Origin of the sequence: Terribacillus jepli, from assembly GCF_047228925.1 — a bacterium.
GTDB lineage: Bacteria > Bacillota > Bacilli > Bacillales > Amphibacillaceae > Terribacillus.
Genome location: NZ_JBFEGH010000002.1, coordinates 162,367 through 181,971, shown reverse-complemented (window position 1 = coordinate 181,971; position 19,605 = coordinate 162,367). Strand labels below are relative to the sequence as shown.

Annotated in this window: 15 protein-coding genes, 1 pseudogene and 1 riboswitch; of the genes and pseudogenes, 15 read left to right on the top strand and 1 reads right to left on the bottom strand. The window is 46.2% G+C overall.

From position 1 onward, the window contains the following. The first annotated feature begins 3 nt into the window (after positions 1-3). The 6 genes from metX to acsA all read left to right on the top strand — a co-directional run bounded on the left by metX (position 4) and on the right by acsA (position 7,235). A complete protein-coding gene (metX, locus tag AB1K91_RS03280) occupies positions 4-1,074 on the top strand; it encodes a homoserine O-acetyltransferase MetX (RefSeq protein ID WP_413088089.1) in 1,071 nt (356 codons plus the stop codon). Continuing rightward, positions 1,073-1,182: riboswitch (SAM riboswitch) on the top strand. Its footprint overlaps the gene before it by 2 nt. 71 nt (positions 1,183-1,253) lie before the next feature. After that, positions 1,254-3,044, top strand: a complete 1,791-nt coding sequence (locus AB1K91_RS03275) for a PLP-dependent aspartate aminotransferase family protein (protein WP_413088087.1) — start codon at positions 1,254-1,256, stop codon at positions 3,042-3,044. Continuing rightward, the gene (locus tag AB1K91_RS03270) at positions 3,037-4,038 is read left to right on the top strand and encodes an aliphatic sulfonate ABC transporter substrate-binding protein (RefSeq protein WP_413088086.1); all 1,002 of its coding nucleotides are present in this window, start codon (positions 3,037-3,039) and stop codon (positions 4,036-4,038) included. The genes AB1K91_RS03275 and AB1K91_RS03270 overlap by 8 nt, the downstream gene beginning before the upstream one ends. A gap of 6 nt (positions 4,039-4,044) precedes the next feature. Beyond that, complete coding sequence (locus AB1K91_RS03265; RefSeq protein WP_413088085.1) at positions 4,045-4,821, top strand: ABC transporter permease; 777 nt, start codon at positions 4,045-4,047, stop codon at positions 4,819-4,821. A 16-nt stretch (positions 4,822-4,837) separates the two neighbouring features. Then, positions 4,838-5,590 (top strand): ABC transporter ATP-binding protein, encoded by a 753-nt coding sequence (locus AB1K91_RS03260; protein ID WP_413088084.1) that lies wholly within the window; start codon positions 4,838-4,840, stop codon positions 5,588-5,590. Continuing rightward, positions 5,550-7,235, top strand: a complete 1,686-nt coding sequence (gene acsA, locus AB1K91_RS03255) for an acetate--CoA ligase (RefSeq protein ID WP_413088083.1) — start codon at positions 5,550-5,552, stop codon at positions 7,233-7,235. Before AB1K91_RS03260 ends, acsA begins: the two co-directional genes overlap by 41 nt. A 107-nt stretch (positions 7,236-7,342) precedes the next feature. Here acsA and AB1K91_RS03250 read toward each other — a convergent pair. Beyond that, a pseudogene (locus AB1K91_RS03250) lies at positions 7,343-8,248 on the bottom strand (transposase). 386 nt (positions 8,249-8,634) lie between these two features. On the opposite strand from AB1K91_RS03250, the gene AB1K91_RS03245 reads away from it, so the two are divergent. The 9 genes from AB1K91_RS03245 to AB1K91_RS03205 all read left to right on the top strand — a co-directional run bounded on the left by AB1K91_RS03245 (position 8,635) and on the right by AB1K91_RS03205 (position 19,182). Continuing rightward, positions 8,635-10,002 carry an MATE family efflux transporter gene (locus AB1K91_RS03245; protein WP_413088081.1) on the top strand — a complete coding sequence of 456 codons (1,368 nt, stop codon included), beginning with the start codon at positions 8,635-8,637 and terminating at the stop codon, positions 10,000-10,002. A gap of 228 nt (positions 10,003-10,230) precedes the next feature. Continuing rightward, a complete protein-coding gene (locus AB1K91_RS03240; RefSeq protein WP_413088080.1) occupies positions 10,231-11,250 on the top strand; it encodes a sugar-binding transcriptional regulator in 1,020 nt (339 codons plus the stop codon). Between the two features lie 42 nt (positions 11,251-11,292). Further along, positions 11,293-12,300, top strand: a complete 1,008-nt coding sequence (gap, locus tag AB1K91_RS03235) for a type I glyceraldehyde-3-phosphate dehydrogenase (protein WP_413088078.1) — start codon at positions 11,293-11,295, stop codon at positions 12,298-12,300. 242 nt (positions 12,301-12,542) lie between these two features. Next, the gene (locus AB1K91_RS03230) at positions 12,543-13,724 is read left to right on the top strand and encodes a phosphoglycerate kinase (protein WP_413088076.1); all 1,182 of its coding nucleotides are present in this window, start codon (positions 12,543-12,545) and stop codon (positions 13,722-13,724) included. 22 nt (positions 13,725-13,746) lie between these two features. Further along, positions 13,747-14,505 carry a triose-phosphate isomerase gene (tpiA, locus tag AB1K91_RS03225; protein ID WP_093725667.1) on the top strand — a complete coding sequence of 253 codons (759 nt, stop codon included), beginning with the start codon at positions 13,747-13,749 and terminating at the stop codon, positions 14,503-14,505. Beyond that, entirely contained in the window at positions 14,502-16,040 is a 1,539-nt protein-coding gene (gene gpmI / locus AB1K91_RS03220) for a 2,3-bisphosphoglycerate-independent phosphoglycerate mutase (protein WP_413088074.1), read from the top strand. The genes tpiA and gpmI overlap by 4 nt, the downstream gene beginning before the upstream one ends. Before the next feature lie 16 nt (positions 16,041-16,056). Then, entirely contained in the window at positions 16,057-17,343 is a 1,287-nt protein-coding gene (gene eno, locus AB1K91_RS03215) for a phosphopyruvate hydratase (protein WP_413088072.1), read from the top strand. A gap of 174 nt (positions 17,344-17,517) precedes the next feature. Beyond that, the gene (locus AB1K91_RS03210; protein ID WP_413088071.1) at positions 17,518-18,261 is read left to right on the top strand and encodes an alpha/beta hydrolase; all 744 of its coding nucleotides are present in this window, start codon (positions 17,518-17,520) and stop codon (positions 18,259-18,261) included. A 207-nt stretch (positions 18,262-18,468) separates the two neighbouring features. Beyond that, positions 18,469-19,182 (top strand): 3-ketoacyl-ACP reductase, encoded by a 714-nt coding sequence (locus AB1K91_RS03205; protein ID WP_413088069.1) that lies wholly within the window; start codon positions 18,469-18,471, stop codon positions 19,180-19,182. Positions 19,183-19,605: the final 423 nt, after the last annotated feature.

Below are 19,605 nucleotides of genomic sequence, written 5' to 3'. Positions count from 1 at the left end.
AACATGGATTTACAACTGTCATACCAAACCGGCAAACTTCTCATCGGGGATGTCGAGCTTGAATCAGGTGATATCTTATCAAATGTCGAGGTGACCTATGAAAGAAGCGGACCCGCCTCACGAGAAACGGTGCTTGTCTGTCATGCATTGACAGGAGATCAGTTTGCAATCGGAACTGATACAGCACCTGGATGGTGGAATGGGTTGCTGCAGCAGGACGGTTACATCGACACCGGCCGATACCAAGTCATGACATTCAATGTACTGGGTGGATGCAATGGGACAACGAGTGCAGTGTCGGTGAATCCAGTTTCAGGAGACACGTATGCAGCAGCTTTTCCGGAAATAACGATCCGGGACATGGTTTCGGTTCAACGTCTGGCATTGGAGAAACTAGGAATCTCTCATTTAAAGGCGGTGATCGGCGGATCATTGGGAGGAATGCAAGTTATGGAATGGGGTGTTATGTATCCTGATTTTATGGATGTGCTGATTCCGCTCGCAGCGACCCCCTTTGTGAGTGATTATGCGATTGCGTATAATCATTTGGCTAAGACAGCCATTACGTCCGATCCAAACTGGAACGATGGATACTATACTGCAGACAGATTACCTGCAGCTGGTCTCGGCCTGGCGCGGATGGTAGGGATGCTTACTTACCGTTCCGATCATCAATATAATGAACGTTTCCGCCGAGCTGCCTCCGGAAGAGATGATGCAGCTTATGAGGTGGAGTCGTACTTGAATTATCAAGGGGAAAAACTCGTTAATCGCTTTGATGCCAATTGCTATATGACCTTATTACAAGCGATGAACAGTCACGATATCGGCAGGGAAAGAGGCGGGTGGCAGGCAGCTGCCCAAAAAATAAAGGCAATTGTGCTGACATTCGGATTTTCGAGAGATCTGCTGTTCCCGCCGGAAGAGATAAAGGGTTTTGCAGCGGCAGTGCCAAGTGCCCGGCATGTGGATGTGGATACAATCTATGGACATGATGGTTTTCTGCTGGAGTTTGAGAAGTGGGGACACCACATCCGCGATGTACTCGAGCAGCCAATGAAAATTTCATATTGACTTATCAAGAGAGGTGGAGGGACTGGCCCGATGAAACCCGGCAACCTGTAAGCGGCAATGGCTTTTAAGGTGCTACATCCAGCAAACAGAAAGTTTGGGAGATAAGGAGTTTTGTGCATATGCAGCAGCTTCTTACCGGAAGCTGCTTTTTTCATTATATAAACTGGAGGAATGACAAAATGACAAATCAAGTATACAAAGCAGAAACATTAGCATTGCATGGCGGGCAAGCACCAGATCCGACTACAGGTTCAAGAGCGGTGCCACTTTACCAGACGACTTCTTACTTATTCCATGATACAGATCATGCAGAGCGTCTATTCGCACTTGATGAGCCAGGAAATATCTATTCCCGAATCGGCAACCCTACCGTGGATGTTTTGGAAAAACGGATTGCATTGCTGGAAGATGGTGTCGCAGCAGTCGGCGTTGCATCCGGAATGGCAGCTATCAGCTACAGTATCCTGAACTTGGCAAGCGCTGGCGATGAAATCGTAGCAGCAGCCAACTTGTATGGCGGAACGTATAACCTCTTTCAGACAACGCTGCCGCGGTACGGAATCACTGTTAAATTCGTCGATCCAACTGATCCGGAAGCATTCCGTGCGGCAATCACAGATAAAACCAAAGCTGTTTTCGCGGAAATCATCGGAAATCCGAGTCTGCATGTGCTCGATGTGGAAGCGGTGGCAGAGGTGGCGCATGATGCAGGAATTCCGCTCATTGTCGACAGTACGTTCGCTACACCAATTTTAAGCAAGCCAATAACACTTGGTGCGGATATTGTCGTCCATAGTGCGACAAAGTGGATCGGCGGTCACGGTACTTCCATAGGAGGATTGATTGTTGACGGGGGTCGATTCGATTGGAATTCACCGAAATTTCCGACTTTTACTGAACCTGATCCAAGCTACAACGGTATCCGCTATGCATTCGATTTCGGTACACTTGCTTTCAGCACGAAACTGCGTGTTCAATTACTACGCGATCTGGGTGCTGCACTTAGCCCATTCAATGCATGGCAGCTCATCCAAGGTTTGGAGACATTGCATTTGCGCGTGGAACGCCACGTACAAAATGCAGAAAAATTGGCAAATTATCTTGAAAAGCATCCAGCAGTCGATTGGGTTGCTTATCCGGGACTCAGCAGCCATCCTTCCCATGAAATCGGAAAAAGGGTGCTTCCATTCGGTGCTGGTTCCATTGTCAACTTTGGTATCAAAGGCGGAAGGGAAGCTGGTGCCGCTTTGATCAATAACGTTGCGCTTTGGTCGCATGTTGCCAATGTCGGTGATGCCAAATCATTGATCATCCATCCTGCATCCACTACACATCTTCAATTGGATGCCGAAGGATTGGCTGCTACCGGAGTAAAAGAGGAATTGGTCCGGTTGTCTGTTGGAATCGAATCAGTCGATGATCTCATCCACGACTTGGATCGTGCATTGGAGAAGGCTACTGGAATCCGTTCCGAATCCCGAAAAATCGTCATCAATGATGAAGCTGTCATCCGGGAAGTGCTTGGCAGTGCAACGGATGCTGAAGGCCGTCAAAAGACAATTGCAGTAGTGGGACTGAGCAGTAAAGAGCAGCGTCCAAGCAACCGATTGGCCCGGAAGATGCAACGGCTCGGATACAAGATCATACCAGTAAACCCTGCTGAAACAACTGTTCTAGGAGAAAAAGCTTATCCGGACCTGAGAAGCGTACCAGGGAAAATCGATATCGCTCAGATTTTCCGCAGTCCGGAAGCGGCAGTAGAGCTGGCCAAGGAAGCAGCAGAGATTCGTCCGGAAATATTCTGGCTGCAGGAAGGTGTCGTTTCTGAAGAAGCAGCTGCAATTGCGCGTGAAGCGGGATTGGAGGTTGTCCATAACCGCTGCACCTATAAAGAAGCACAGCGACTGCGCGGAACGATCAGCACCTATGCATGTGAACTGGATGATAAAGGAGTAGCAGTTGATGAATAAGATTCCCCTCATAGATAAAAGAAGTTTACTGGCTTTACTCAGTGTTTTCGTCATCGTTTTTCTGGCAGCTTGCGGGAACTCAAGCAGTGCTTCGGGCGATTTGAAACAGATTCGCTTGGATTACGCCTACTATTCTCCGGCCAGTTTGGTGATAAAAAATAAAGGGTGGGCAGAAGAAGCGTTCAAGGATCAAGACATTGAAGTCACTTGGACACTCAGCCAAGGAAGTAACAAGGCCCTCGAATTCCTCAATAGTAACAGCGTGGACTTTGGTTCCACAGCAGGAAGCGCTGCCTTGCTTGCCAAGGCGAATGGCAACCCGATCAAAGGTGTGTACTTGGCATCGAAGCCTGAATGGACGGCGCTTGTTACGACAAAGGATAGCGACATCAAAGACCCTGCGGATCTGAAAGGAAAGAAAGTAGCCGCTACTGTCGGTACTGATCCATATATCTTCCTCCAGCGTACCCTGCAGGAAGCTAGTCTGGATGAACAAGATGTCGAAATCGTCAACTTGCAGCATGCCGATGGAGCGAGCGCCCTGCTTTCCGGTGATGTGGATGCATGGGCAGGTCTTGATCCCCACATGGCAAAGCTGGAGTTGGAAAATGACACGCAATTATTCTATCGGAACGAGGATTTCAACACATATAATTTCCTGAATGTTCGGGAAGAATTCGCTGAAAACCATCCTGAAGCAGTGCAGGAAGTCTTGAAACTTTATGACAAAGCAAGAGCATGGATCGAAGAAAATCCGGAAGAGACAGCAGAAATCGTTGCCAAAGAGGCAAATATCAGCCAGGAAGTAGCAGCAAAACAGCTGGAACGCAATGATTTTTCAGAATCTGTACCAGGCGATACCCAGCGGGAGATTCTGAACCAGTCAGGCGCTGTTCTGGAGAAAGCGAATTTATGGAAAGGCAACAAAGATGTAGCGGAGACGGTTGATGGTTATATCGAACCGAAATTTGCAGAAGAACTTGGAGAGGAATGATGCTTTATGTGGAAGAAACTGCGGACACATCCTGTACTGCTCGGTTCTTTGCTGCCGATCATATTGCTGGCAGCATGGGAGATCTTGAGCAGGGCAGGAGTCATTCCTGCCTATCAGCTCCCTGCGCCTAGTGCCATTCTGTCAACGATCATTACGTATTTGCAGGACGGTACCTTGCAGGATCACGTATTGCTTACGGTTTACCGACTATTCATCGGTTTCATCATCGGGACGGCCGCAGCTATCCTATTGGGGACACTTGTGGGCTATTCCGAACTTGCAGAGCGATTTTTCGATCCGCTGATCCAAGCATTCCGTTCGATCCCATCGCTGGCATGGGTGCCTTTATTCATCCTCTGGATGGGAATCGGTGAAACATCGAAAGTAACATTGATCGCAGTCGGCGTATTCTTCCCGGTTTACTTGAATATCGTCGATGGTATCCGCGGCGTGGATCGTAAACTGATTGAAGTAGGCAGGATGTATGGACTGGACGGTGTAGCGCTTGTAAGAAGGATCATCCTTCCAGCATCATTGCCTTCATTCCTGACCGGTTTGCGGAGCGGTCTTGGTCTGGGCTGGATGTTCGTTGTGGCGGCGGAAATCATGGGTGCCAGTCAAGGGCTCGGTTATCTGCTTATTTTAGGGCAGAACACATACGCTCCCGATGTGATCATCGCCAGCATCTTCTTGTTTGCCCTGCTTGGTAAATTGACGGATTGGGTGTTGAAAATCATCCAAAAACGATCGCTTCATTGGCAGGATACAGCATTAGCGAAATGACGAGGGAGGAATCAGCATGACATTACAAGTGGATCAGCTGGGGAGGCGCTTCGGGGAAAAGCAAGTCTTGCAGCAAGTGAATTTCTCGGTCGGGAAGGGGGAAATCGTCAGCCTGCTCGGTACAAGCGGCTGCGGCAAAAGTACAGTACTGCGGGCACTGGCTGGTCTTGATCCGGATTATGAAGGAAATATCACCATAGCCTCCGACCAGCGTGTTGGGTTTATCTTTCAGGAGCCGCGGCTCTTGCCATGGAAAACGGTGTTAGCCAATGCCACTTTCGGCTTGAAGGGCGATCGGAAAGCCAATGAAGGAAAAGCTCGCCGTTATTTGGATCTGGTCGGCCTGAAGGAGGCGGAAAAACTATATCCTCGTGAGCTTTCCGGAGGGATGGCGCAGCGGGCTGCCATCGCCCGTGCACTTGTCACGGAACCTGATATCCTGCTGCTCGATGAACCATTCAGTGCATTGGATGCATTTACAAAGATGCAGCTGCAGGAACTCCTTTTGAAGATTTGGGAGGAATTCGGCACGACGATCATCCTTGTAACGCATGATATCGATGAAGCCTTGTATTTAAGCGATCGTGTCTTACTTTTGCAAGGAAGGCCATCCACATTGGCAAAGGATTTGAAAATAGCATTAACAAGACCGCGCTCCCGCGGTAGCGCAGCTCTTGGCAAATGGAAAGAAGACATACTAGATTTACTGGAAGGGAAGGAACAGACTTATGACTACAGCCTTGTCACCAAAATCGGACAGAAAGCATAATCTGCCAAGCTATCAGGAGGCAGTGAATAGTCACGACTGGAAAGCGCTTGAAGAGGAACTGCTCGACAGAAAAGACGGTAAATGCAATGCTTCCTATGAAGCTGTCGATCGTCATGTGGCAGAAGGTCATGGCGCAAAGACTGCACTGCATTATGTGAAAGATGGGGTGCTGGAATCCAGTCTGACATTTGGGGAACTGCAGCAAAAAATCGAACACTATGCAAAAGTTCTTCGCTCACATGGTGTAACCAAAGGAGACCGCGTCTTCATCTTTCTTCCGAAGAATCCCGAATGCTATGTTGCCATCTTGGCTACGATCCGGGTTGGTGCCATTGCGGGTCCGCTGTTCGAAGCGTTCATGGAAGATGCGGTACGGGATCGTATCAATGATTGCGGTGGCACCTTGCTTATCACAGATCAGGATTTGATCAAGCGGGTACCGGCAAAGGATATCCCTTCCTTGCAGAAGATCCTATTAATAGAAGATATAAATGCAGCGCAGCCAGATTCGTCCACTTCAGGAGACGTGGAATGGGTCGACAAAGAAGACGGCCTGCTCATCCATTACACAAGCGGCTCGACCGGGAAGCCCAAGGGCGTCTTCCATGTCCATCGTTCGTTGATCCATCATGCTGTGTCAGGCAAATGGGTGCTGGATGTCCAAGATGATGATGTATATTGGTGCACCTCCCATCCAGGCTGGGTCACAGGAAGTGTTTATGGTTTGTTCGCACCATGGCTGAATAGGGCAACAATCGTCATCCAAGGCGGACGCTTCAAGGCAGAATCTTGGTACAAAATCATTGAAGATCTCAAAGTGACGACGCTTTACAGCGCACCGACAGCTTTCCGTTTGCTGAAGGCGAAAGGTGATCTGTATAAAGAGTATGATCTGTCCAGCTTGCGCCATATCCTCAGTGTCGGAGAGCCGCTCAACCCTGATGTCATTACATGGGCTTGGGATAACTTGCAGCTGCGAATCCACGATACGTGGTGGATGACGGAAACAGGCGGACATATCATCGTCAACCTGCCATCGGAACCTATTAAACCTGGTTCAATGGGGCGTGCATTCCCGGGTATCCAAGTCGGCATCCTGGACGAAGATGGGAACGAGCTGCCAGCCAATACGATTGGTCAGCTGGCCGTCAAGACTCCTTGGCCTGGTCTGATGCAGGATATCTGGGGCGATAGAGACAAGTATGATAGTTACTTCGTTTATCCAGGCTGGTATATCTCCGGGGATCTGGCACTGAAGGATGAAGATGGTTATGTCTTCTTCCAAGGCCGCAATGACGATATGATCAATTCCTCCGGGGAGCGTATCGGACCATTCGAAGTGGAAAGTAAACTGATTGAGCACCCTGCTGTTGCAGAAGCCGGTGTCATCGGCAAGCCGGATCCTGTTCGCGGGGAAATCGTCAAAGCCTTCATCACATTGCGCGATGGCTACAAGGAAACGCCAGAGCTGCTAGAATCGTTGCGATTATTCGTTCGTAAAAATCTGGCCGCTCATGCTGCACCGAGGGAAATAGAAGTAATGGCTGAGCTGCCGAAAACACAAATCAGTGGAAAAATCCTGCGTCGGGAATTGAAGCAGCGGGAATTGGAGAAAGAATTAGCATTAAAAACGCCTTCCAAATGAGGAGGCCACTGAAAAACTAATGCTTTAGTTTTCATGGTGTATGTGAAAACAAAAAAAGGGGTCCGTCTGTTCAAAATTGAACGGACAGACCTCCTTTTTCGTTGATTTTATCCCTTTGGTTCTTTCATTAGTTTCATTATCCTATTTAGATTCACTGTGAATATTGCCATGGCTCCCTGCATTTCCATGCCAACGAGACCCGAGGAAGATGTCACATCATACCCGTGTCTATGCTTGAGTTCACTATTTTTCGCTTCGATCTTATATCGTTCTTTCGCTTTCTCCTGGAAATGAGGACTTTCCTGAAACAGCTTCTGTTCCAGGTGCTCAGGAGACTTTAATGTGACCGAATACGTTTTCGTCTTGGCGCCTTCTTTATAACACCCTTCCTGTTCCACGGCTTCGATGACCTGTTTACTATAGGACAGTTCATCAGAAAGGTCCTCTGCGATCGGTTTGGCAGGAAATTTCTTTTTCATCCGTTCATCCACTTGGTAAACTGCTTTGCGAAGCAGCTTTGATTTTTCCTTCAAGAACTCCAATGGGGACTTCTGGTTGAATCGGGCTTTTGTATGGGTGGGTCCACAATAATGGAGGTGCTTTTTATAAGTTCTTTTTCGAGGGCTATCTCGACAGTTTTTTGAATAAGCAAATCTAATAATCCAACGTCTTTCAAGCGTAATATCCGAAATTTCGTTAAGGAACTGGCATGAATGACGGGATCTTCTGGCGCCATATCGAGAAAGTATTTAAAAGACATATCTTATTTTGATCGTTCGACCACATCGACATCTGATAAGTCAAAGGGTTTTCAGTAAGAGGTATTTAAACATGCGAATGGGAGGTACCGCATTGCGACCATTATCAAGGCAGTACTTTGCTTGTAGCTCTTCCAAAACAAAAGAGAAATCGACAAGTTCATTCATCTGCCGAAGCATATTATCCTGCGGCACAACGATATCATAAATAGCCATAAATGGACTGAGGTTAAGGGATTGTTGGTTGGAGATCACAGAAAACACCACCTAGTAATAATACAACCATTATATATGAAAAAACGAGGGTTTTCCCGATTATCATCGAGAAAACCCTCGTAAAAATCTTGCATATGGACTTTTTCAGTGGCCTCCAAATGAAGAGGGCTTTTTTTATGCAAATTGGAATTCCGACTCTCTTATCCATAGTGAGTAAGAAAGGTGGAATCTGTCTTATTAAATTATTTTGAAAACGTTTGCTTGGTCATTGGTGGCGGTTGATTGAAAATTAAGAAAGATATGCTGTTACGGATGTATTTTCATGTCGAATATTTATTTTGTTTTTTTATTACAAAGCCCTTTACATTCTCAAAAAAAGGATTAATATAGAGTGAGTTTGATTTTAACGAAAAGGAGAATGTCTGTTGGGTAACCATCCAACTTCTACATCTGAGCAAACGTTGTTTCGTATCTCTTGGCCACTGTTTATTGAATTGGCCCTTCATATGGGAATGGGTATCGTTGCTACACTGATGCTGAGTCATTACTCAGATTTAGCTGCTGCCGGAGTCGGCGTAGCCAATCAGTTGATTAGCATTTTTATTTTGGTTTTTAACGTCACGTCTATTGCCTCCATGATCATCATCGGCCAGAAGCTCGGTGCTGAGGATTTGGCACATGCCCGGCAGACTGCCCGGACAGCATTCGGAATGAACTTTTGGTTCGGATTGATCGTTTCTGCAGTAGTCGTATTGTTCGGTTCTGTATTTCTTAGTTTCTTCGATTTAAAAGGTGAGACGCTTGCATATGCGACTACCTTTGTAAAAATAAGTGGAGCATCATTGTTCCTGGAATCTTTGTCTTTGACGCTTAGTGCGATTCTGCGCGCAAATGGCCGTACAAAAGTATCCATGGTCGTTGCGGTCTTAATGAACGTATTGAGTGTAATTGGTTATGTTGTAGCAATCTTTGGCTTATTCGGTATGCCGGTCACTGGAGTTGTCGGCGTATCTTGGACAATAGTGATTGCACGTATTTTTGCGGTTGTTGTTTTGTTCTATTTTGTTTCCCGTTACTTGGCAATTCGTTTTACAGGAACGAATTTGATTAAGCTGAATGTCAAAGATATCAAGGATATCCTTGTCATCGGTGTTCCATCCGCGGCGGAGAACTTGTCCTATCAATATTCCCAGATTGTCATCACAGCAATCGTAGCGAATTTTGGGGATGCTTCCCTGGCAGCGCGTGTATATATCAATAATATCTCCATGCTTTGCTATTTGTTCACATTATCCATTGCCGAAGGTACCCAGCTGCTTGTGTCCCGCTATATCGGCGGTAAGCAGTTCGACCGGGCATTGAAGCGTGGGTTGCGAACATTGAAGATTGCCATGATCGCATCTTTCATTGTTTCCATGGGCTTCGCTTTGACTGGTGCACCTATTCTGCAAATGTTCACCGAAGATCCTGCTATTTTAGCGGTAGGTATCCCGATTCTTTGGGCGGTTGCTTTCACCGAGCCAGGCCGGGCGATGAATATCGTCTTGATGAGTTCCCTTAAATCAGCGGGTGATGCAAAATTCCCAGCTATCATCGGTGTCATCAGCATGTGGGGGATCGCAGTACTCTTTAGCTATGCGCTTGGTGTGTCCTTCGGTCTCGGATTGCTTGGCGTCTGGATTGCAATGGGAATCGACGAATGGTTCCGCGGCATCTTTGCTTACCGGAGATGGCGCTCCCGTCCTTGGGAAAAGAAAGAACAGGCAGCGGTTCCGGAAACTGCACTCACTTGATTATAGAACAAAGGCATCGACGCAATGTCGGTGCCTTTTTTGTTATGAAAATGTTAAGTTAAATAAATATATGAATAAATTGTTTTTTTCGGTTGATTTAAGTTGAATGTAGAGGGGCTTACTGTTATGATAATCCTGCAAGAGGAATTTTTTTTATAGCAAGTGGGACAATATATGACATACTGGGACGATTTTGACCCATTAAGCTTTATGAAGAAGGGGTATGTTATGCGATCGGTAATAGATCTACAAAAAAAGCTTTTCCCGGATGTCTTGGCAATTATGCAGCGAAGATACGGCATCCTGCAATTCGTCAAGACAATGGGGCCGCTGGGACGTCGCACACTTGCTGAAAACATGAATCTTGCAGAACGAGTAGTCAGAGGTGAAATCGACTTCCTTCAGAACCAAGGATTGATCTATATCACGACAAAAGGGGTACAGATCACTGAGGAAGGATTGGAAGTTCACGAGCAATTGGAAGCATTTATGCTCGAAGCCTCTGAAATTAGTGTTTTGGAACAGCGTGTCCGGGAAACACTAGGAATAGATAATTGTATTGTCGTCCCCGGTAATAGTGATACCCAGGATTGGGTAAAACAAGAGATGGGAAAACGGTGCGCCCAGCTTCTGGAAGGTATGCTGCATCCGAACTATACGGTTGCAGTGACGGGAGGCACCACGATGGCAGCGCTGGCAGCAGCGATGCCGCCGATTCATACAGCGGAGAATGTCATGTTCGTACCTGCACGCGGCGGAATTGGCGAGCAGGTGGAAAATGAAGCGAATACGATTTGTGCGGCGATGGCAAAACGCGCCAGAAGCCAGTACCGCTTGCTGTATGTTCCTGATCCTATCGGGGAAGAATCTTATCAGACGATTATCGAAGAGCCTTCCGTCAAGGAAGTCCTGTCCATCATCAACCGTTCGAATGTGGTCATTCACGGTATCGGTGACGCCATGACGATGGCAAAACGGAGACGGACGCCTGCACCGCTTGTTGCGAAAATCAAAAGCGGTGTCGCAGTAAGTGAGGCATTTGGTTATTACTTCGATGCTGAGGGGAATGTGGTCCACCGTGTACGGACGGTAGGATTACAGCTTGAGGACTTGGATAAAGCAGAACATGTAATAGCTATTGCAGGCGGTGCCTCGAAAGCTCGTGCAATCGCCTCATACTTCAAACTGGGACAAAACAATATCCTGGTGACGGATGAGGCGGCAGCGAACCAGTTAATAAAGGGATAATAAACCCTTTAATCATTCAGTTATTACAAGGAGGAAATTTTCATGACAGTAAAAATTGGTATTAACGGTTTTGGACGTATTGGACGTAACGTATTCCGTCAAGCGCTAGCAAACAGCGAAGCAGAGGTAGTTGCAATCAACGACCTTACAGATGCGAATATGCTTGCCCATTTGTTAAAGTATGATTCTGTTCACGGTGTCCTTGATGCAGAGGTATCCGTAAACGGCACTAACCTAGTTGTTGACGGTAAAGAGATCAAAGTTCTTTCTGAGCGCGATCCTGCTAACCTTGGCTGGGGAGATCTTGGTGTAGAAGTAGTAGTTGAATCTACTGGTATTTTCACAAATGGTGAAGATGCGAAGAAACACGTTGAAGCAGGAGCGAAAAAAGTTATCATCTCTGCACCAGCTAAAGGCGAAGACCTTACTGTCGTAATGGGCGTTAACGAAAACAGCTACGACCCATCTGAGCACACTGTGCTTTCCAACGCTTCTTGTACTACTAACTGCTTGGCTCCGGTTGCAAAAGTACTTCATGACAAATTCGGACTTAAACGTGGTCTAGTAACAACAGTACACGCGTATACAAACGACCAGCAAATCCTTGATTTGCCGCATAAAGACTACCGTCGTGCGCGTGCAGCAGCGGAAAACATCATTCCTACAACTACAGGTGCTGCTAAAGCAGTTTCTCTAGTATTGCCTGAACTTAAAGGTAAATTGAACGGTATGGCAATGCGTGTACCGGTTAAAGATGCCTCCCTTATCGACTTGGTTGCTGAATTCGACCAAAACGTGACTGCTGAACAAGTGAACGCTGCTTTGAAAGAAGCTGCTGAAGGCGAACTTAGCCATGTTCTTGGTTACAGCGAAGAGCCACTTGTTTCTTCCGACTACATCGGAAACACAAACTCTTCTACAGTTGATGCACTATCTACAATGGTATTGGAAGATAACATGGTGAAAGTTGTTTCTTGGTACGATAACGAAATGGGATACTCCACTCGTTGTGTCGACTTGGCTGTATTCTTGAAAAGCAAAGGCATCTAATTGTAAATAAGCAATGGTAGAAAGGGAGGGAGGAGCACCTCCCTCCCTTTTGACCTATGCCTGTTCTTTTTATGTGTAAGCCTAACGAAAGGCGGAAGGAGCTGCTTATACTAGAGTTCCTGATTTCTGGTGCTAGCCCAGTGCCGATCGTTAGTCAGTCAATGCAAGGAACAGAAGCTGCCGACGGCGAATGCATAGAGGGAACAGATACATAGGTAACAAGTATTCGAGGAGGCGTAGATATGAATAAGAAATCAATCCGCGATATCGACGTAGCCGGCAAGAAGGTATTCTGCCGAGTGGATTTCAACGTACCAATGGAAAATGGCACCGTAACCGATGATACACGGATCAAGGCTGCCCTTCCGACGATCAAGCATCTTGTTGAGCAAGGTGCGAAAGTGATCTTGGCAAGCCATCTGGGCCGTCCAAAAGGTGAAGTGAAGGATGACTTGCGTTTGGATCCAGTTGCACAGCGTCTGAGCGACTTGCTTGATAAAGAAGTTGCAAAAGTGGATCAAGTGCATGGCGAAGAAGTGAACCAAGCAGTAGCTGGGCTTGCTGATGGTGATGTACTTCTTATCGAGAACGTGCGTTTTGAGCCAGGCGAAGAAAAGAATGATCCGGAATTGGCGAAAGCTTTCGCTTCCTTGGCGGATGTTTATGTGAATGATGCTTTCGGTGCAGCACACCGTGCGCATGCTTCCACTGCAGGTATTGCAGAGCATCTTCCAGCCGTTGCTGGTCTTTTGCTTGAACGTGAATTGGAAGTACTGGGTAAAGCACTATCTGATCCAGAGCGTCCATTCACAGCAATCATCGGCGGAGCGAAAGTAAAAGACAAAATCGGTGTCATCGACAACTTGCTAGACAAAGTGGATAACTTGATCATCGGCGGCGGTCTTGCTTATACCTTCATCAAAGCTCGTGGTTTCGAAATCGGAAAATCCTTGCTGGAAGAAGATAAGATCGATTTGGCGAAGGAATTCATGCAGAAGGCAAAAGACAAAGGCGTTAACATGGTGATGCCTGTCGATGTCATCGTAGCAGATGACTTCTCCGAAGATGCAAACAAGCGTGAAGTCAGCATCGAAGAAATCCCGGCAGATTGGGAAGCGCTCGATATCGGACCGAAAACACGCGAGAAATACAAACAGATCGTTCAAGATTCCAAATTGATCATCTGGAATGGACCAATGGGTGTATTCGAGCTAAACGCATTCTCTGGCGGTACAAAAGCAGTCGGTGAGGCATTAGCTGAAGGAGAAGGATTCTCCATCATCGGCGGTGGTGATTCTGCTGCTGCTGTAGAGAAATTCGACTTAGCGGACAAAATGGATCACATCTCCACAGGCGGCGGTGCCAGCCTTGAATTCATGGAAGGTAAAGAACTTCCTGGCGTAGCTGCATTAGACGATAAATAAAAAGACGAAGGGATGGGAAACAATGCGTAAAAACGTAATCGCAGGAAACTGGAAAATGAACAAAACAATTTCCGAAGCAAAAGAATTCATCGAAGCGACAAAAGCGAAGATTCCATCCAGTGATAAAGTGGAAGCAATCGTTTGTTCACCAGCCTTGTATTTGACTGAATTGGTGAAACAAACTGAGGGCACTGATCTTAAAATCGCTGCTCAAACGATGCACTATGAAGAAAGCGGCGCCTTCACTGGTGAAATCAGCCCGACAGCGCTGAAGAGCATCGGTGTGGAATATGCGGTAATCGGCCACTCCGAACGTCGTGAGTATTACAATGAAACAGATGAGTCTGTAAACAAAAAGACACATGCAGCATTGCAGCATGATATCACTCCAATCGTCTGCATCGGTGAAACGCTTGAAGAGCGCGAAGCTGATAAAACGAACGAAGTAGTCGGCGGCCAAGTCGAAAAGGCTTTGGAAGGTCTATCTGCTGAACAAGTTGCAAAAGTCATCCTTGCTTATGAGCCTGTTTGGGCTATCGGTACTGGTAAAACTGCAACAGCGCAGCAAGCGAATGAAGTCTGCACCTTCATCCGCAATGTTGTAAGTGAGAAAGTATCCGCTGAAGCAGCTGATGCTGTACGCATCCAATACGGGGGAAGCGTAAAGCCAGCTAACGTGGACGAACTTCTTTCTGAATCCGATATCGACGGCGCTTTGGTCGGCGGTGCAAGCCTGGAAGCTGATTCCTTCCTAGCGCTTGTGGAGGCTGGTGCAAAATGAGTCAGGACAAACTAGCTGCCCTTATCATCCTTGACGGATTCGGTATCCGCGATGAAGAAAAGGGTAATGCAGTGAAACATGCCAAAAAGCCGAACTTCGACCGTTATTGGAACAAGTATCCGCATAACCAGCTTACGGCTAGCGGAGAGGCTGTTGGCTTGCCTGAAGGCCAGATGGGGAATTCCGAGGTAGGTCACTTGAATATCGGTGCCGGACGCATCGTATACCAAAGTCTTACCCGTGTGAATAAGTCCATCAAAGAAGGCGACTTCTATGATAACGAAGTGCTGGTCAATGCAGTCGAGCATGCGAAAAAGAACGATAAGAGTCTGCACCTCTTCGGTCTTTTGTCCAACGGCGGCGTACACAGCCACATTGAACATATGTTTGCGCTCCTAGAACTTGCTAAAAAGCATGGATTGGAGAAAGTATACATCCATGGCTTCCTTGACGGTCGTGATGTCGGTCAGCGCAGCGCGAAAGAATTCATCGATCAGACTGAAGACAAAATCAAGGAAATCGGTGTCGGTAAGATTGCAACACTTACAGGACGCTATTATTCCATGGACCGCGACAAACGCTGGGATCGTGTGAAAAAAGCGTATGATGCCATGGTTTATGGGGAAGGTCCTGCTTATAAGAGCCCGTACGATGTCATTGAAGATTCCTATAAGAATGAAATCTATGATGAATTCGTACTTCCATCTGTCATTACAGAGGAAAACGGCGAACCGGTAGCGAAAATACAGGATGATGATTCCATCATCTTCTATAACTTCCGCCCGGACCGTGCTATTCAGATCTCTCGGACATTCGCAAACAAAGACTTCCGTGACTTTGATAGAGGCGAACACCCGCCTGTTATCGATCAGTTTGTCTGCATGACGAATTTCAGTGAAACAGTGGACGGCGACGTAGCGTACAAGCCGGTCAACTTGGATAACACAATCGGGGAAGTGCTTTCCCAGAACAACATCAAACAGCTGCGTATTGCTGAAACAGAGAAGTTCCCGCATGTGACATTCTTCATGAGCGGCGGACGCGAAGAGAAGTTCCCTGGTGAGGATCGTATCCTGATCGACAGTCCGAAAGTCGCCACATACGATCTGAAACCTGAAATGAGTGCATATGAAGTGACGGACGCGTTACTTGATGACTTGGATCAGGACAAACACCAAGCGATCATTCTGAACTTCGCCAATCCGGACATGGTTGGTCACTCTGGTATGTTGGAGCCGACTGTGAAAGCGATCGAAGCAGTTGACGAATGCCTTGGCAAAATCGTCGACAAAATCATTGAAAAAGGTGGTCATGCCATCATCACGGCTGACCATGGCAACTCCGATGAAGTAGTCACATTGGAAGATAAACCAATGACTGCCCATACAACGAATCCGGTTCCGGTAATCGTGACAAAAGAAGGCGTCGAGCTCCGCAGCGGCGGTATCCTTGCCGACTTGTCACCGACACTATTGGATCTATTGGATGTCGAGAAGCCAGAAGAAATGACAGGCTCAAGCCTGATCAAAAAATAAGAGGAGAGAATAAATAATGCCATACATTACTGACGTATATGCACGCGAAGTCCTTGACTCCCGCGGTAACCCTACAGTAGAAGTAGAAGTCCTAACAGAATCCGGTGCTTTCGGTTCTGCAATCGTACCAAGTGGTGCCTCCACTGGTGAATATGAAGCAGTCGAGCTTCGTGACGGTGATAAAGATCGTTACCTTGGCAAAGGCGTACAAACAGCGGTTGCTAACGTAAACGAAAAAATCGCTCCAGAATTGATCGGTATCGATGTTACTCGCCAAGTGATCATCGACCAGCTTTTGATCGATCTTGACGGTACAGAAAACAAAGGCAAATTCGGTGCCAACGCAATCCTTGGTGTTTCCATGGCAGTTGCTCACGCAGCCGCAGATCACCTTGGTGTACCGCTTTACACTTATCTTGGCGGATTCAACTCCAAAACACTTCCAACACCAATGATGAACATCCTAAACGGTGGGGAGCATGCGGATAACAACGTTGATATCCAGGAATTCATGATCATGCCTGTAGGAGCTCCTACATTCAAAGAAGCACTTCGCATGGGTGCGGAAATCTTCCACAGCCTGAAGAAAGTTCTTCAGTCCAAAGGCTTGAACACTGGTGTTGGTGATGAAGGTGGTTTCGCACCAAACCTTTCTTCTAACGAAGAAGCTCTTGAAACAATCGTAGAAGCAATCAAAGCTGCTGGTTACAAACCAGGTGAAGAAGTGAAACTTGCAATGGACGTAGCATCTTCTGAGTTCTACGAAGATGGCAAGTACAACCTTAAAGGTGAAGGCGTTGTCCGCACTTCCGAAGAAATGGTTGCTTGGTATGAAGAAATGACTAGCAAATACCCAATCATCTCTATCGAAGATGGTTTGGACGAAAACGACTGGGAAGGCCACAAACTGTTGACTGACCGTATCGGCGACAAAGTACAGCTTGTTGGTGATGACCTATTCGTTACAAACACAAAACGTTTGAAACAAGGTATCGAGCAAGGCGTTGGCAACTCCATCCTTGTTAAAGTGAACCAAATCGGTACACTTACTGAAACATTCGATGCTATCGAAATGGCGAAACGCGCTGGCTACACAGCTGTTATCTCTCACCGTTCCGGTGAATCCGAAGATGCAACAATCGCTGACATCGCTGTAGCGACAAACGCTGGCCAAATCAAAACTGGTGCACCATCCCGTACTGACCGTGTTGCGAAATACAACCAACTTCTTCGTATCGAAGATGAGTTGAAAGCATCCGGCATTTACGGCGGACTTGCATCTTTCTACAACTTGAATAAATAAGTTACAAGAAGAGGATGAGCTAAATTGAGCTCATCCTCTTTTTATATGTAAAGACGTTTGCGTTGCTTAAAAATATCGGGAACGTTATTATGGATAGTAACCGCTTTCATTCATGGCATGACATTGAAAAACTGAGTATATCATGATGGTTGTATCGATATAAGGAGGAGTCGTATGTCAAATCAGTATCCAGTACTACCAAATGCAGAAGCGTTTTACTTTGAAGGAAATAAAATAGGGATACTCGTATCCCATGGTTTTACAGGATCTACCCAGAGTATGCGCCCGTTGGGAGAGGCTTATGCCAGAGCTGGCTACACTGTCTGCGGACCGCGGCTGGATGGACATGGGACACACTATGAAGATATGGAACAAACTGCATATCAGGATTGGATTGGATCCATTGAAGAGGGGTATCAGTGGCTGAAGGAGCGATGTGATACAATCTTTGTTACCGGCTTATCAATGGGAGGCACCCTGACGTTATATATGGCAGAAAATTATCCGGATATCCGTGCAATCATTCCGATTAATGCCGCAATAACAGTGCCGTCGATGGAAAATGTACACGAGCTGGAAAATGTAAGGTTTCTGGATGCCATCGGCTCTGATATCAAAAATCCGGAAGTAAAAGAGCTCGCTTATGAAAAGACTCCGGTCCAATCTGTGAAGGAAATACTACAATTGATGGAAAAGGTGAAGGAGAATCTGTCCAAGGTTACCTGTCCAGCGCTGATTTTTGTTTCCGATGAGGATCACGTAGTCCCTCCATTTAATGCACAACTAATTTACGATGGGATTGCGTCCGAAAGAAAATCGATATTTTCGTTGAAAAACAGCTATCATGTTGCAACCCTTGATCATGATCAGCAAGTTATCATTGATAAAACACTTGAATTCATTGAATCTAACCTATAGGCTTTTTCCCCTTGTAAAAATGAAGGTCTGCTCATCCCTGTTATCGGATAATAAGCTTGCCATCGTAATCTTACAGGTATGCTTTCAAAGAATTATCACATAATAACAATGATTGTTTTACCTATTGAGCAAAACACTTGTTGAACTGGCAAGCGGGTTGATAATATAGAGCGAATGGTTTTTCATTTAAGGAGGAATACATACAGCATGGCACAGTCATTACAAGGAAAACGAGCTATCATTACAGGTGGTGGACGTGGTATCGGACGCGCCTTGGCAGAAGCACTGGCAGCAGAAGGTGCCCATATAGGCTTGATCGGCCGCACGGAAGAACATGTAAAAGCAACAGCAGAAGGGCTTGAAAACGTCAAGACAGCTTATGCAGCAGCGGATGTTTCCAGCTTGGAAGATGTCACCGCAGCAATCGAAAAGGTGACAGATGAACTTGGCGGAGTTGATATCCTTATCAATAACGCTGGTATCGCAAAATTTGGCGGATTCATGGATCTTGATCCAATAGAGTGGAAACAGATCATCGATGTGAATTTAATGGGCGTGTACAACGTCACGCGCGCGGTACTTCCGGGCTTGATCGAACAACAATCCGGCGATATCATCAATATTTCATCCACAGCCGGTCAAAAAGGAGCACCTGCTACAAGTGCTTACAGCGCATCGAAGTTTGGCGTCCTTGGCTTAACCGAATCTCTTGCGATGGAAGTACGCAAGCATAACATTCGCGTAACAGCCCTGACACCAAGTACAGTGGCAACTGACTTGGCATATGAAAATAAACTGACAGATGGTAATCCTGACAAAGTTATGCAGCCAGAAGATATTGCCGAATTTGTCGTAGCACAGCTGAAACTGAACAGCCGCACATTCATTAAATCTGCTGGTCTATGGTCAACTAATCCATAAGATCACACTTTATTCCGGGACATTCGATATTTTGATTATCGAATGTCCCGCTTTTTTATTTATAAGTATTTCGGCAAAGTATTACCGGCTTACTACAGAAGAAGTAATCAAAAGGCGAAAGCAAGTATTATCAAAATATATATAATGAACATTTATCCAAATAGCGAAGCAGCAGACTGTCGAGGAATCTCGGCAGTTTTTTAGTTTGTAAGCATAAATCGACTTGGATGGAATAGTTTTAAGCACCATGATTGTAATAAATTTGATCTTATCTTGAATATTTCTTGAATGAGTAATTATCATTTCAGAAAAATACAAGTTTTCATTTGACTGAAAGCGCTTTATTCATTATGATGTAATAAGAAAACAACCAAAACTTAATCAAAAGTTACTAATGAATAGGAAGGGGCACTGCGATAGAAT